We start from the raw sequence: 13799 nt of genomic DNA, 5'->3' as shown, positions 1-13799 counted from the left end.
CTAAGGCGCCCGGCGAGACTCCACTCCCAACTCGTCCCACACTGACTCGGCCAGGTGAAAGGTGGCGTTGGCCGCAGGAATCCCGCAGTAGATCGCGCTTTGCATGATCACCTCCTTGATTTCCCCCCGGCTCACACCATTGTTGGCAGCCGCCCGCAGGTGCAGCTTGAGCTCCTCGTTGCGATTCATGCCGATCAGCATGGCGATGGTCACCAGGCTGCGGGTATGTCGTGGTAAGCCCGGACGGGTCCAGATGTCGCCCCAGGCATGGCGGGTAATCATGTCCTGGAACTCCGAATTGAACTCGCTCAGGGCCGCCAGGCTGCGCTCGACATGGGCATCGCCCAAGACCGCACGCCGTACTTCCAGACCTTCGGCATAACGCTGTTTCTCATCCATGCAAGGCTCCTTCGATCGATCTCAAGCCAGCAGGAAATCCACGACCCGAGCGCTGAACGCATCGGCAGCCTGGACATTGGAAAGGTGCGCGGCACGAAACTCGGCGTACTCGGCACCCGCTACCTGCTGCTGGATAAAGCGCCCTCCGGCAGGTGGAGTCACCGCATCCTCGCTGCCGGCGATCACCAGGGTCGGCACCTTGATCGCCGCCAGTTGTTCGCGCAAGTCGGCATCACGCACCGCCGCACAGTTGGCCGCATAGCCCTCGGGCGAGGTGGCGGCCAGCATATCGGTGATCAGCTTGGCCTGGTCCGGATGGGCCTCGGCGTAATCGGCAGTGAACCAGCGAGCGATGGAGGCATCCCGCAGGGCTACCATCGCAGCCTGGCCGTCACGCAAGACCGTCTCGATCCGCGGGTTCCACACCGTAGGATCAGCGATCTTCGCGGCGGTGTTGCACACCACCAGCTTGTCCAGGCGTTCACCGGCGTTGATCCCCAGCCACTGGCCGATCAGCCCACCCATGGACAGGCCACAAAAATGAGCTCGCGGGATATCCAGGGCATCGAGCAAGGCCAGGACATCGCGCCCCAGTTGCTCGATGCTGTAGGGCCCATCGGTGACCAGGGACCGGCCATGACCCCGCGTATCCATGCGCAGCACCCGCCAGTGCTGGCTGAAGATCGGCATCTGCTTGTCCCACATGTGCAGGTTGGTACCCAGGGAATTGGACAACACCAGCACCGGCGCCTGCGCCGGGCCTTCCAGTTGATAGTGCAGTTCGCCCCCGGCGAGTTTCACGAATCCCACGGCTTTCTCCTTCAGGCCTTAAAGGCAAAATGTTCAGCCACGGCGCACTCGATCCAGGCTTGCGCCTGGCCCAGGTAATGCGCCGGGTCCAAGAGGCGATCCAGTTCCGCCGCCGACAGTTCGGCGGCGACCTTTTCATCGTCGCCCAATACCGCACGCAGATGGCGCTGTTCGGCCACCGCACGCCTGCAACACTGCTCCAGCAGATGATGGGCGGCCTCCCGCCCCAGCCGTTGGGCCAGGGCGATACTCACCGCCTCGGCCAATACCAATCCCTGGGTCAGCTCCAGATTGCGAGCCATGCGTTGTCCATCCACCTCCAGGCCTTCCACCAACAACAGGCCCTGGCGCAAGGCGCCGGAAACCAGGCAGCAGATCTCTGGAAGGGTTTCCCATTCCGCATGCCATAACCCCAGGCTGCGCTCATGCTCCTGGGGCATGGCACTGAACAGGGTCGCCAGTAACCCGGGAATCCGGGTCGCCGCGCTGATCAGCACGGCCGAGCCCACCGGATTGCGCTTATGGGGCATGGTGGATGAACCGCCCTTGCCCGCCGCCGCAGGCTCGAATACTTCCGCAGTTTCGGTCTGCATCAACAGGCTGACGTCCCGCCCCAACTTGCCCAGGCTACCGGCCAGCAAGCCTAATACCGAGGCGAACTCCACCAGGCGGTCGCGCTGGGTGTGCCAGGGCTGCTCCGGCAGGCGCAGTTGCAACCCCTCGGCCAGGGCCCGGGCCACCGGCAGTGCCTGCTCGCCCAAAGCCGCCAGGGTGCCGGAGGCGCCGCCAAACTGCAGCACCAGAAGGCGCGGCTTGAGTTGTTGCAGGCGCTCGCGACTGCGCGTCAGCGCCCCCAGCCAACCAGCGATCTTCATCCCCAGGGTCACCGGAGTGGCCTGTTGCAGCCAGGTCCGGCCTGCCAGAGGGGTCAGGGCATGGCGCTGGGCCTGGGTAGCGAGCACATCGCCCAGGCGCTGCAGGTCCTGCTCCAGCAAGAACAAGGCACTGCGTAATTGCAGGATCAGCCCACTGTCCATCGCGTCCTGGCTGGTGGCTCCCAGATGCACATAACGCTCGGCCTCGATACTGTGCTGCGCCACCTGCTGGCCCAGGGCCTTGACCAGGGGGATGGCCGGATTGCCGGCCGTGGCGATGGCCTCGCCCAGGGCTTCAAGATCATAAAGGCCGGCTTGGCAGGCAGCCTCGATAGGCCCTAGCGCACTGGCCGGAACCAGCCCAGCCCGCACTCCGGCCCGGGCCAGCCCGGCTTCGAAGTCAAGCATGCCCTGGACCCGCCCCTGGTCGCAGAACACGCCGCGCATTTCCCGGGCAATGAAATAAGCATCGAACAGTTGGTTGCTCGCAGCTGGGGTCATAAACAGTCCTTTGGCAACCTGCTCCCTTTAGCGGTGCAGGTTGGCCAGTCAAAGATCGTGGTGCAGGTACGCGGCTTGCTTGGGCAATCGCAGACTGAACAGGAAGGCGATCGCCATCATCGCCGTAACGTACCAGTAGAAGGTGTTCTCCATGCCCATGTTCTTGAAATTCAGGGCCACCCATTCCGCCGAGCCGCCGAAGATCGCATTGGCCACCGCGTAAGCCAGCCCTACCCCCAGCGCCCGCACCTGTGGCGGAAACATCTCGGCCTTCACCAGACCGCTGATTGAGGTGTAGAAACTGACGATGGCCAGGGCCAGGGTGATCAGAACGAAAGCCAGGAGCGGGCTGCTGACGGTCTTCAGGCTCAACAGCAACGGCACCGTGAACAACGTGCCCAAAGCACCGAACCAGAGCATGGAGTTACGCCGGCCGATCCGATCCGCCAGCATGCCGAACAACGGCTGCATGCACATGTACAGGAACAGCGCGCCAGTCATTACATAGCTGGCCATCTTGGCCGGCATGCCGGCGGTATTCACCAGGTACTTCTGCATGTAGGTGGTAAAGGTATAGAAAATCAGCGAACCGCCGGCGGTGTACCCCAAAACGGTAATGAACGCCGCCGAATGATGCTTGAACAAGGCGGCAACGCTGCCGGCTTCCTTGTCCTCGCGGGTTTCCCTGCTGCTGGTTTCCTTCAGCGAACGCCGCAATAGCAGCGAGATCAACGCGGCAATGGCGCCGATCACGAACGGAATGCGCCAACCCCAGGCCTTGAGTTCAGCCTCGTCGAGAAATTGCTGGATGATCACCAGGACCAGCACCGCCAGCAATTGCCCACCGATCAGGGTCACGTACTGGAAAGAGGCGAAGAAGCCACGCTGGCCCTTGAGCGCCACTTCACTCATGTAGGTCGCAGTGGTGCCGTACTCGCCCCCCACCGACAACCCCTGGAACAGGCGTGCCATCAGCAGCAGGAACGGCGCCCAGGCACCGATGCTGGCGTAGGTGGGCAAAAAGGCGATGACCAGGGAACCGGCGCACATCATCAAGACCGAGATCATCATCGAGTTCTTGCGCCCATGGCGATCGGCGACCCGGCCAAACAACCAACCACCTATCGGACGCATCAGGAACCCGGCGGCGAATACCCCGGCGGTATTGAGCAACTGCACCGTAGGGTCGTCGGAAGGGAAGAAAGCCGGGGCAAAGTAAATGGCGCAGAAGGCGTAGACATAGAAGTCGAACCATTCCACCAGGTTGCCGGACGAAGCGCCGACGATGGCAAAGATCCTTTTGCTGCGCTCCTCTGCGGTGTAGTGACTTGTCGTTGTAGTCATGTCTTTTCACTCATGGGGGACAGTGTGAGTCTAGACACACTTGGCAACATTCCCGTTCCACGCAATCAGTGAACAGCGGCCAGCAACCGCTGCCGCGGCCACTGACGCACCGCATCAAACCCGCTCGATGGCCAGCGCCAGGCCTTGGCCCACCCCCACGCACATGGTGGCCAGGCCTCGCTTGCCGCCGGTCTTCTCCAATTGATGCAGGGCCGTCAGTACCAGTCGCGCGCCGCTCATGCCCAAGGGATGCCCCAGGGCGATGGCCCCGCCATTGGGATTGACCTGCGGCGCATCGTCGGCCAGCCCCAACTCACGCAATACCGCCAGGCCCTGGCTGGCGAACGCCTCGTTGAGCTCGATCACGTCGAAGGCATTGACTGCCAGGCCCAGGCGCTCGGTGAGCTTGCGTACCGCCGGTACCGGACCGATGCCCATGACCCGCGGCGCGACTCCTGCACTGGCCATGCCCAGTACCCTGGCCCTGGGTGTCAGGCCATGCTTGTGCACCGCCTCGGCAGAGGCCAGGATCAGCGCCGCAGCGCCGTCGTTGACTCCAGAAGCATTGCCGGCGGTGACGGTCTTGCCTGGCCCGTTGATCGGCTTGAGCTGCCCCAACGCCTCCAGGCTGGTATCCGCGCGGGGATGCTCATCCTGTGCCAACAGCGTCTCGCCCTTCTTGTGGACGATCCGCACCGCAACGATTTCCTCGGCGAAGAAGCCAGCGGCCTGGGCGGCAGCGGCACGTTGCTGGCTGCGCAAGGCGAAGGCGTCCTGGTCTGCCCGGGAGACCCGATAGTCGTCTGCCACGTTGTCGGCGGTCTGCGGCATGGCATCCACGCCGTACTGGGCCTTGAGCAGCGGATTGATGAAACGCCAACCGATGGTGGTGTCCTCCAGCTGCATGCTGCGGGAAAAGGCACTGTCGGCCTTGCCCATGACAAAGGGCGCGCGCGACATGGACTCGACACCGCCGGCGATGGCCAGCTCCATCTCACCGCAGGCAATGGCGCGAAACGCCGTGCCGATGGCGTCCATGCCCGAGGCACAAAGGCGGTTCAGGGTCACCCCCGGTACGCTGTCGGGCAGGCCGGCGAGCAACAGGGCCATGCGCGCCACGTTGCGATTGTCCTCGCCAGCCTGGTTGGCACAACCGAGGAACACTTCATCCAGTGCACTCCAGTCCACTTGTGGATTGCGCTCCATGAGCGCCTTGATGGGCAGCGCCGCCAGGTCATCGGCCCGTACAGTCGACAAACCACCGCCAAAGCGGCCGATGGGGGTGCGAATGGCATCGCAGATGAATACGTCGCGCATCAGGCTTCTCCTGGGGCTTGGCCATGGGCCTGGGCGGTGCGCGCCTCCAGCTCACGCAAGGCCGTCAGCTCGCGAGCGGTGGGAGCGGCAGTCTCGGCGACTTCATCGGCGAAACGAATGGCCCAGCCGGTGGCGGCCGTTACCTGCTCGCGAGTGACCCCAGGGTGCAGGGAGGTGACGATGAACTCGTTGCTATCGGCCTCAGGCTCCATGATGCACAGGTCGGTGATGATCCCCACCGGCCCGGCTCCCGGCAGCCCCAGGCGCTTGCGTGAATCACCGCCCTCGCCGTGGCCGACCGAAGTCACGAAGTCCAGTTTGTCGACGAAGGAACGGGCGGACTGCTTGAGGATGATCAGCACGCTTTTTGCCGAGCCTGCGATCTCCGGAGCACCACCGGCCCCGGGCAGGCGAACCTTGGGCTGGTGGTAGTCACCGACCACCGTGGTGTTGATGTTGCCGAAACGGTCGACCTGGGCTGCACCGAGAAATCCTACGTCGATCCGCCCACCCTGCAGCCAGTAGCGGAAAATCTCACCGGTGGGCACCACGGTATCGGCGGTCTCCGCCAGCTCGCCATCGCCAATGGACAGCGGCAGGACACTGGGCTTGGCACCGATGGGGCCAGACTCATAGATCAGCACCACATCGGGCGAGGAAGTCAGGCGCGCCAGGTTGGCGGCCTTGGATGGCAGGCCGATACCGACGAAACACACCGAGCCGTTCTGCAACCGCCGGGCCGCAGCGACCGTCATCATCTCACTCGTGGAGTAGGTCATTGCTTGGCCTCCGGGGCTGCGGCCAGCTTGGCCTGGAATTCACTGAAGTCGGCGGTGCCGCGGATGTAGTGGTCGATCCATGCGGTGAACGTCTCGCGATCCCGGGCAATCGGGTCCCAGGCCTGGTAGAAACGGTTGTCACGCTCGGAGTAACCATGGGCGTAGGACGGATGAGCACCGCCCGGCACATGGCAGACCGCGCTCAAGGCCCAGGTCGGCAGCACACAGGCGTTCATCGGCGCGGCCAGGTCGTCGACGATTTCCTCGACGGTGACAATGCAGCGCTTGGCCGCCAGGGCTGCTTCCTTCTGTACCCCGAGGATGCCCCACAGCAACACATTGCCCTTGCGGTCGGCCTTCTGGGCATGAATCACCGTGACATCGGGACGAACCGAAGGTACTGCCGCCAGCACCTCGCCAGTAAAGGGGCACGTCACGCTCTTGATCAGCGGATTGACCTTGGGCAGGTCGGAGCCGGCATAGGCGCGAAGCACCGCGAACGGCAAGCCCGAGGCACCGGCGACATAGGCGTTGGCCAGGTCGGCATGGCTGTGTTCTTCGATCTCCAATGGCCGCGGCCAGTGTTTCTCCACGGCATCGCGCAGGCGGTGCAGCGACCCCACTCCGGGATTCCCCCCCCAGGAGAACACCAGCTTGCGAGCACAGCCGGCACCGATCAACTGGTCGTAGATCAGGTCCGGGGTCATCCGCACCAGGGTCAGGTCCTGCTTGCCCTGGCGAATGATTTCATGGCCTGCGGCCGTAGGGATCAGGTGGGTGAAGCCTTCAAGCGCGACGGTATCGCCGTCGTGGATGAACTGCTTCACGGCCTCGCGTAGCGAGAGGATTGCAGCCATGGATGGTTCTCCCGGTTGGTGTCCAGCGACTGGAAAAAGACGCCGTGGCGCCTGGCAGTGGCTGAAGGTTAAGCCGGGCAAAAACGTCGAACAATCCGATAATCGACTAAGTGTTCGATTATCGAACATATTCTTGCAAAGCTATCGATTGCGCTTTCAGCACGGGAATTCCGGGTCCTGGACAGGTGTGTCGGCTCTGGCAGGCGCCTGCCCTCGCGATGACCCTCCCCGGCGGCCAGGCGCCACCTGCAATCGCCCAGGGTGGATTTCAGGTGGCATCAGCCCGGCTGACCAGGCCCTTGATCACGACCGCGGCAGTGGCCAGGACTGCTGGAACCACCAGCGCCGTCAGGACTTGCTCGAAGCTCCACCCCAGGCCCAACAGGGTCGCGCCCATCCAGGCTCCGAGGATGGCGCCGAAACGACCGATGCCCAGCATCCACGAGACTCCGGTGGCCCGGCCCTGGGTGGGATAGAAGCGTGCGGCCAGGGATGGCATCGCCGACTGCGCGCCGTTGACGCACATCCCGGCGATCAGCACCAAGGTGGCGAGCAATGTGATATTGCCCAGGCTCTGGCCGACGGCATAAGCAAAGATCCCGGCCAGCAGGTAGCAGGCACCGATGACCCGGTGCGGATCACAGCGATCCATCGCCCCCCCCACCAGCACCGCACTGAGCACGCCCCCCAACTGGAACAGGGCGCCGATGAAGGCTGACTGCTCCATGCTCGCCCCGCTGTCGCGCATCAAGGTGGGCAACCAGCTGGTGAGCAGGTAGACAATCACCAGCCCCATGAAATAAGTCAGCCACAGCAGCAAGGTGCCGATGCCACTGGTCGCGCCAAAGATCACGGCCAAGACATTGCGCGCCTTGACCGTTTGCAGTTCCGGCACACTGAAACTGCCGGCCTGATGGACCATGGACGGAGCGATCGGTGCCAGGGCCTTGCGCACCTTGTCGGGAGCATGATGGCGAACCACCAGGTAACGCGCCGACTCCGGCAACCACACCATCAGCACCAGGGCCAGGAAGATCGGCAAGATGCCACCCACCAGCAGCAAGCTGTGCCAACCGAAGGCGGGGATCAATGTGGCAGAAATGAATCCGCCAGCGGCCATGCCCAGGTTGAAACCGCAAAACATGCCGGTCACCAACAACGACTTGTGGCGTTCGGGGGTGTACTCGGCAAGCAACGTCGTGGCGTTGGGCATTCCCGCCCCCAGCCCCAACCCGGTCAGAAAACGCAGCACCAGCAACTGGTCGACGCTAGTGCTATAGGCCGAGGCGAGGCTAAAGACGCCAAATAGCAGCACCGCGCCTACCAGCACCATCTTGCGCCCAAAACGGTCAGCCAGCGGACCGGAGCCCAGGGCTCCGAATACCATGCCGATCAATGCGGCGCTCATCACTGGGCCAAGGCTGGCGCGCTCGATCCCCCAGTCCAGGGACAGCGCCGGGGCGATAAAGCCCATCGCCGCGGTGTCCAGGCCATCGAGGAAGACAATCAGGAAACACAACAGCACCACGCGCCACTGATACAGCGACAAGGGCTGGTTATTGATAAAGGACTGCACATCCAGGCAGTTTCCTACAACGGATTGCGGCTGGTTCATTGTTATTGTTTCCAGGCTGGAACACAGGTCACCCATCTCGCTGCAGCGACATTAAAGAGCCAGGGGAAACAGCGTCAATTCACCAACGGCATATTCGTGCGTTTATCGAACGACTTAAGCGAACAACTGGGCACTGAGCTCACGACTAGCGCTGAGTAGGCCAGGCAGGAAACGTTGCTCCAGTTCGCTATGGCTGACCCGAGCAGCATGGGTGCTGACATTCAGCGCCGCCAGCACCTGCCCCGAAGCGTCGTACACCGGCACCGCGATAGAACGCAGCCCTTGCTCCAGTTCCTGATCGACAATGCACCAACCCTGCTGGCGAACCTGGTGCAAACACTCGAGCAGGGCCTCTGGGGTATGCAGGGTACGACTGGTCTTGGCTTGCAGATCGGCACGCTCGAGGTACTCACGCAACGATGAGTCATCCAGCGCAGCCAGCAGGATCCGACCCATGGAGGTGCAATAGGCTGGCAACCGCCCGCCCACCGAAAGGTCGACGGAAATCAGCCGCTGGGTGGTGGCCGAACGAGCGATATAAAGGATGTCATCCCCCTCCAGGGTGGCCATGTTGCAAGCTTCGTGCAGTTGCTCGCTCATGCGATCGAGGTAAGGCTGCGCGGACACGGCCAGGGGCGTGGACGACAGATACGCGTGGCCCAGGGTCAGGACCTTGGGCAACAACGAGTAGGTACGCCCGTCGGTAGTGGCATAGCCAAGCTTGATCAGGGTGTGCAGGCAACGCCGCACCGCTGCCCGGGGAATCTCCGTACGGTGGCTGATCTGGGCAATCGTCAGGTGCCGCTTGCGCTCCTGGAACGCCTGTATCACCGCCAGGCCCCGGGCCAGGGAGGTCATGAAGTCCGGATCACCGGCAAATGCCTGAATCCTCTTCGCCGCGGACGCTACGATCGGCGGCGCCGCCGAGGTGAAGGAGTTGCGCATCTGGTCGTTCATGGCGGGCTCTGTGCGGCGAAATTCTGCCGTATTACAAACTGCATTGGAGATGCAGTACAAGTTCTTGCCAGCGACCCAGGGCGATTATCGAACTATGGGGCGCTCATCGTAGCCTATGGATTCGGGCACGGTATCCCTGCTTCATGGGCTCGCATCGCTGCCAGTGGAAGCTCTATGCGCTGCAATGCCATTTTTGTAACCCGTAACCGGTAGATTCACTTCATTTGGACTTGTACAAACCGACACTAGGCGCTCCTTTTTTGAGCAACCATTACACTTCTATGTAACAAAACTCTCATAATAAAGTTGGCTATTTTAAGCTTCTCAGTCATAGAGTTATTCTTTAGCAAAGCTATACTAGTCGAGTGTGGAGTGCAGAATCAGTTCTGCGATATCTCGCCCAGGTGACCTCAAGCTTTAGTTGGTCGCCGAATGCAAGCGCTTGACCCTAAACTAGATTCGGTTCATTCGCCTGCAACAAACAACACTGTTGCTACGACAGTTGTCTTCATCCGGTGGCGTAGCCGCATACAACAAGAAGGTACGAGCGAAAGAGCCAGGAGCAAGGAGCTCTAGTGGGCGATGCCCAAGTTCTTTACAGCCGTACCCAGCCATGCGTTACACCGGGATGGACCTTTACTCAATTAGGTAACACTGTGACGAAAGACGAACTGCGCGCGGAACTTGAGCGCCAGGAACAACGTTACAAGGAAGTTTACGGTGGCGAAGTCACCCTTTATGCCGCCCAACCAGAGCCTGAACGTAAACCTTGGCGCAAACGCGCAAGCATCGCCGACCAAGCCTTCAGCCAAGAACTGCAAAAGATGGAAAAAGAGCTCAAGAGCGAACAACCGTGACGTTATCGGCCTGACACCCCTGGGGCTTGCTCCTGGTCCGATCGATGATCTCGACGGCCAGGCCAGTCATCGACGCTCAACACCCCGAGCCGCTCTCTGTCTAGCTCCATCCTGGCGAGAGACAGCACCCGACAAGCCCTTTCCCTGAAATTTCATACAAACGTTTTAACCTCGAGAAAACCTGGCTCCGACTTGCGTTCAACCCGCCCTCCCCCAGTGAAATCAGTGGGTTGCGGCCTCTGGTGTGGATCGGAAAAAACTCTGCCCTGGGTCAGCTTTTTCGTTGAAGAATGTTACCGGTGAGCACCTTGTGCATTGATTAGCAGGGTTTTCTGGCATAATCGCGCCCCCTTATGACCGGGTCAGAAAACCTTCATGATCGATTTATTCAGCGGACTGGATGCTTGGGTGCTTGTGAGCCTCTTGCTCGCCCTGGCTTTTGTCCTCGCCTACGAGTTCATCAACGGCTTTCATGACACCGCAAATGCGGTTGCCACTGTTATCTACACCAAAGCCATGCCGCCGCACCTGGCCGTATTCTTTTCCGGTGTATTCAATTTCCTCGGCGTGCTCCTTGGCGGTGTCGGCGTGGCCTATGCCATCGTCCATCTGCTGCCGGTCGAGTTGCTGATCAACGTCAACACCGGCCACGGCCTGGCCATGGTCTTCTCCTTGCTGGCCGCGGCCATCGCCTGGAACCTGGGCACCTGGTACTTCGGCATCCCAGCTTCCAGCTCTCATACCTTGATCGGCTCGATCCTCGGTGTCGGCCTGGCCAATGCCCTGCTCAACGACATCCCCCTGGGCGACGGCGTGAACTGGCAGAAGGCGATCGATATCGGTGCATCCCTGGTGTTCTCGCCCATGGCCGGCTTCATTATTGCAGCGCTGGTATTGATCGGCCTGAAGTGGTGGCGCCCGATCTCGAAGATGCACAAGACCCCGGAGCAACGGCGCAAGGTCGACGACAAGAAGCACCCACCGTTCTGGAACCGCCTGGTACTGGTGATCTCGGCCATGGCCGTAAGCTTCGTCCACGGTTCCAATGATGGCCAGAAAGGCATCGGCCTGATCATGCTGGTGCTGATCGGCATCGTGCCCGCGCAATTCGTGCTGGACCTCAACAGCACCACCTACCAGATCGAGCGTACCCGCGACGCCACCCTGCACCTGAGCCAGTTCTACCAGCGCAACCATGAATCCCTGGGCGAGTTCCTGGCCCTGGGCAAGAGCGTGAAGGACGACCTTCCCGGCAAGTTCCGCTGCAACCCACAGCAGACCGAACCGACCATCAGCGCCCTGCTGAGCAGCCTCAAAGGCGTTTCCGACTACCACTCGCTGTCCCCGGAAGACCGTATCGAAGTGCGCCGCTACCTGCTGTGCCTGGACGACACGGCGAAAAAGGTCGGCAAGCTGCCTGGCCTGGCCGCCCGTGAAAAGGCCGACCTGGACAAGCTGCGCAAGGACCTGACCGCCACCACCGAGTACGCACCGTTCTGGGTGATCCTGGCCGTGGCCCTGGCCCTGGGCCTGGGCACCATGATCGGCTGGAAACGCGTGGTGCAGACCATCGGCGAGAAGATCGGCAAGCAAGGCATGACCTATGCACAGGGCATGTCGGCGCAGATCACCGCAGCCGGCCTGATCGGCCTGGCCAACGTGTTCAGCCTGCCCGTCTCCACCACCCACGTGCTCTCCTCCGGCGTGGCCGGGACCATGGTCGCCAACAAGAGCGGCCTGCAGAGCGGTACGGTGAAGACCATCCTGATGGCCTGGGTCCTGACCCTGCCCGCCACCGTAGCCCTGTCGGCCGGCCTGTTCTGGGCCGCTTCCAAGGTCCTGGGCAGCTGACGAGCGAGTCCCGGCCAGAAAAAAGGTGCGCCCCAGGGCGCACCTTTTTTATGCCTGGCATTCAATGCCGGGCCACTTTTTCGCGGGCAAAAAAAAGGGCAACCGAAGTTGCCCAAAATGCCTTGCGTGCTCGTTGCTCTGGAGAGACTTAAGGTTTTTTACGCTTGTTTGCGTCTTTCCAGATGAAGAATCCAAAACCTGCGAAGAACAAAACCATGAGGCCGACTGTCAGCACTCCGGCGAACACCACATTGTCGAAAAACATGACCAGCCTCCTGCTCGTGCCTCGTTGCGATGGAGCTAAGTTAACCAAAGAGGCGCAGGGGAAAATTGACCGGCGTCAATGACGCCAAAGACGGGGAGCGAGGAAGGGGGAATAACTGACCTATATCAACGGAAAACGCCCTGATCAGCGCTTTTTCGGTTTGTTTTTTGGCTTTTTCTTGGTCTTGCCCAAGGGCATCGCCTGTTCGAAAGCCTGGCGTACTTCATTCAGGCGCTTCTCATTGAGGTCATGTACGCGCTTGGCGCGTTCGGCATTCAGATCGATCAGCTTGGGTTCTTGATTCATGGCTTGCCTGGTATCACAGAGGTTCAATGGCGAATGGGATCAATAATGCGGTTTGACGCGGCCCCTGACCAGCCATCAGACCCGCAACCGGGCTATAAAATCGCTGCCGCCGGGATTTTTTATCCGCACAATGGCCCATTCGGAACCGCCCCAGGAAACGCTTAGTGGACATGCCCAAGCACCTGCCGCCACTGTTGGCGCTACGCGCCTTCGAAGCCGTGGCCCGCCACCTGAGCTTTATCAAGGCCGCCCACGAACTGTGCGTGAGCCAAAGCGCAGTCAGCCATCAAGTCCACAAGCTTGAGGACTACCTGGGTCAATCGCTGTTCGTCCGCCGCACCCGGGCCATCGACCTGACTGCCGCGGGAGCCGCCTATTACCAACAGATCCGTCCAGCCCTGGAACAAATCGCCCTGGCAACCCAGGAGCTGCTCGCCCCCAGCACCCGACAGGTCCTGCGCGTGGGCCTGCTGGCCTCCTTTGCCACCTTGTGGCTGGCACCGCGACTGACGGACTTCAGCCGACGCCATCCAGAGATCCAGCTGGAACTGCAGCCGGCCATCGAACTGGCGAACGTCGCCGGCGCCGAAGTCGACCTGGCCATTCGCTACGGCAAGGGCCCCTGGCCGAAGGTCCATGCCACACGTTTTCTCGCCGAGCAGTTGTCTCCCGTCTGCAGCCCTGAACTCAAGGCCACCACCCTGGCTCAGGCACCGCTGTTGATGTCCCGCTCCCACCAGCCCTTTGAATGGGACGACTGGAGCGCCAGGTACGGCGTCAACCTCGCCCCGCACCCGCAGGTGATGCTGCACGACTACAACATCGTGGTGGAAGCTGCGGTAGCCGGCCAGGGCATCGCCATGGGGCGCCGCCAACTGATCCAGCGCCACCTGGCCCAGGGCAGCCTGGTAGATGCGTTCGACCTGCCCGCCCTGGAAAGCCAGATCGGCTACTGGCTGGTCAGCGCCGAAGATCGGCTGAATCCGGCGGCGCAGTGTTTCGCCCAATGGTTATCGGGACAGGCACCCATGAGAAATATAGATACGTCGGATTAGATCTATCCGTT

The 13799-nt window shown here is 61.6% G+C and carries 14 protein-coding genes; 3 read left to right on the top strand and 11 right to left on the bottom strand.

Annotation, left to right across the window (positions count from 1 at the left end):
* The 9 genes from pcaC to pcaR form a co-directional block, all read right to left on the bottom strand.
* The gene (gene pcaC / locus I9018_RS06935; protein ID WP_241109050.1) at positions 1 to 399 is read right to left on the bottom strand and encodes a 4-carboxymuconolactone decarboxylase; all 399 of its coding nucleotides are present in this window, start codon (positions 397 to 399) and stop codon (positions 1 to 3) included.
* Positions 400 to 420: 21 nt separating this feature from the next.
* Positions 421 to 1209 carry a 3-oxoadipate enol-lactonase gene (pcaD, locus tag I9018_RS06930; RefSeq protein WP_068582003.1) on the bottom strand — a complete coding sequence of 263 codons (789 nt, stop codon included), beginning with the start codon at positions 1207 to 1209 and terminating at the stop codon, positions 421 to 423.
* Positions 1210 to 1220: 11 nt separating this feature from the next.
* A complete protein-coding gene (locus I9018_RS06925) occupies positions 1221 to 2585 on the bottom strand; it encodes a 3-carboxy-cis,cis-muconate cycloisomerase (RefSeq protein WP_241109049.1) in 1365 nt (454 codons plus the stop codon).
* 48 nt (positions 2586 to 2633) lie between these two features.
* Positions 2634 to 3929 carry an MFS family transporter gene (locus tag I9018_RS06920; RefSeq protein WP_241109048.1) on the bottom strand — a complete coding sequence of 432 codons (1296 nt, stop codon included), beginning with the start codon at positions 3927 to 3929 and terminating at the stop codon, positions 2634 to 2636.
* Between the two features lie 114 nt (positions 3930 to 4043).
* Positions 4044 to 5249 (bottom strand): 3-oxoadipyl-CoA thiolase, encoded by a 1206-nt coding sequence (gene pcaF, locus I9018_RS06915; RefSeq protein ID WP_241110116.1) that lies wholly within the window; start codon positions 5247 to 5249, stop codon positions 4044 to 4046.
* Positions 5246 to 6025, bottom strand: coding sequence for a CoA-transferase subunit beta (locus I9018_RS06910; protein WP_068581991.1), 780 nt, complete (start codon positions 6023 to 6025; stop codon positions 5246 to 5248). The genes pcaF and I9018_RS06910 overlap by 4 nt, the downstream gene beginning before the upstream one ends.
* A complete protein-coding gene (locus I9018_RS06905; protein ID WP_068581988.1) occupies positions 6022 to 6882 on the bottom strand; it encodes a CoA transferase subunit A in 861 nt (286 codons plus the stop codon). Before I9018_RS06905 ends, I9018_RS06910 begins: the two co-directional genes overlap by 4 nt.
* A 268-nt stretch (positions 6883 to 7150) precedes the next feature.
* The gene (locus I9018_RS06900) at positions 7151 to 8497 is read right to left on the bottom strand and encodes an MFS transporter (protein ID WP_241109047.1); all 1347 of its coding nucleotides are present in this window, start codon (positions 8495 to 8497) and stop codon (positions 7151 to 7153) included.
* Positions 8498 to 8611: 114 nt separating this feature from the next.
* The gene (pcaR, locus tag I9018_RS06895) at positions 8612 to 9454 is read right to left on the bottom strand and encodes a pca regulon transcriptional regulator PcaR (protein ID WP_241109046.1); all 843 of its coding nucleotides are present in this window, start codon (positions 9452 to 9454) and stop codon (positions 8612 to 8614) included.
* Positions 9455 to 10110: 656 nt separating this feature from the next.
* On the opposite strand from pcaR, the gene I9018_RS06890 reads away from it, so the two are divergent.
* Positions 10111 to 10311, top strand: a complete 201-nt coding sequence (locus I9018_RS06890; RefSeq protein WP_241110115.1) for a hypothetical protein — start codon at positions 10111 to 10113, stop codon at positions 10309 to 10311.
* 375 nt (positions 10312 to 10686) lie between these two features.
* On the top strand, positions 10687 to 12162 hold the full coding sequence (locus tag I9018_RS06885; protein WP_053135489.1) for an inorganic phosphate transporter: 1476 nt from the start codon (positions 10687 to 10689) through the stop codon (positions 12160 to 12162).
* Positions 12163 to 12310: 148 nt separating this feature from the next.
* On the opposite strand, the gene ccoM is transcribed toward I9018_RS06885, so the two are convergent.
* Together ccoM and I9018_RS06880 are read right to left on the bottom strand one after the other, a co-directional pair.
* Entirely contained in the window at positions 12311 to 12427 is a 117-nt protein-coding gene (gene ccoM / locus I9018_RS32695; RefSeq protein WP_007959205.1) for a cytochrome c oxidase subunit CcoM, read from the bottom strand.
* Between the two features lie 144 nt (positions 12428 to 12571).
* On the bottom strand, positions 12572 to 12733 hold the full coding sequence (locus tag I9018_RS06880) for a hypothetical protein (protein WP_164487266.1): 162 nt from the start codon (positions 12731 to 12733) through the stop codon (positions 12572 to 12574).
* 170 nt (positions 12734 to 12903) lie between these two features.
* Here I9018_RS06880 and gcvA point away from each other — a divergent pair, with 170 nt between their 5' ends.
* Positions 12904 to 13788: a transcriptional regulator GcvA gene (gcvA, locus tag I9018_RS06875; RefSeq protein WP_241110114.1), complete on the top strand. Its 885-nt coding sequence runs from the start codon at positions 12904 to 12906 to the stop codon at positions 13786 to 13788.
* Positions 13789 to 13799 lie beyond the last annotated feature (11 nt).

It is taken from the genome of Pseudomonas sp. MPFS, from assembly GCF_022537035.1.
In the GTDB taxonomy this organism is placed as follows: Bacteria; Pseudomonadota; Gammaproteobacteria; order Pseudomonadales; family Pseudomonadaceae; genus Aquipseudomonas; species Aquipseudomonas sessilinigenes.
Note: the sequence above shows the minus strand (reverse complement) of the source record. Positions and strands in the feature narration are given on the sequence as shown.

Coding starts and splice junctions, on each gene's coding strand:
- I9018_RS06910 (WP_068581991.1), bottom strand. CDS start 6,025: ATGACCTACTCCACGAGTGAGATGATGACGGTCGCTGCGGCCCGGCGG.
- I9018_RS06925 (WP_241109049.1), bottom strand. CDS start 2,585: ATGACCCCAGCTGCGAGCAACCAACTGTTCGATGCTTATTTCATTGCC.
- gcvA (WP_241110114.1), top strand. CDS start 12,904: ATGCCCAAGCACCTGCCGCCACTGTTGGCGCTACGCGCCTTCGAAGCC.
- I9018_RS06905 (WP_068581988.1), bottom strand. CDS start 6,882: ATGGCTGCAATCCTCTCGCTACGCGAGGCCGTGAAGCAGTTCATCCAC.
- I9018_RS06920 (WP_241109048.1), bottom strand. CDS start 3,929: ATGACTACAACGACAAGTCACTACACCGCAGAGGAGCGCAGCAAAAGG.
- pcaR (WP_241109046.1), bottom strand. CDS start 9,454: ATGAACGACCAGATGCGCAACTCCTTCACCTCGGCGGCGCCGCCGATC.
- I9018_RS06900 (WP_241109047.1), bottom strand. CDS start 8,497: ATGAACCAGCCGCAATCCGTTGTAGGAAACTGCCTGGATGTGCAGTCC.
- pcaC (WP_241109050.1), bottom strand. CDS start 399: ATGGATGAGAAACAGCGTTATGCCGAAGGTCTGGAAGTACGGCGTGCG.
- ccoM (WP_007959205.1), bottom strand. CDS start 12,427: ATGTTTTTCGACAATGTGGTGTTCGCCGGAGTGCTGACAGTCGGCCTC.
- I9018_RS06885 (WP_053135489.1), top strand. CDS start 10,687: ATGATCGATTTATTCAGCGGACTGGATGCTTGGGTGCTTGTGAGCCTC.
- I9018_RS06880 (WP_164487266.1), bottom strand. CDS start 12,733: ATGAATCAAGAACCCAAGCTGATCGATCTGAATGCCGAACGCGCCAAG.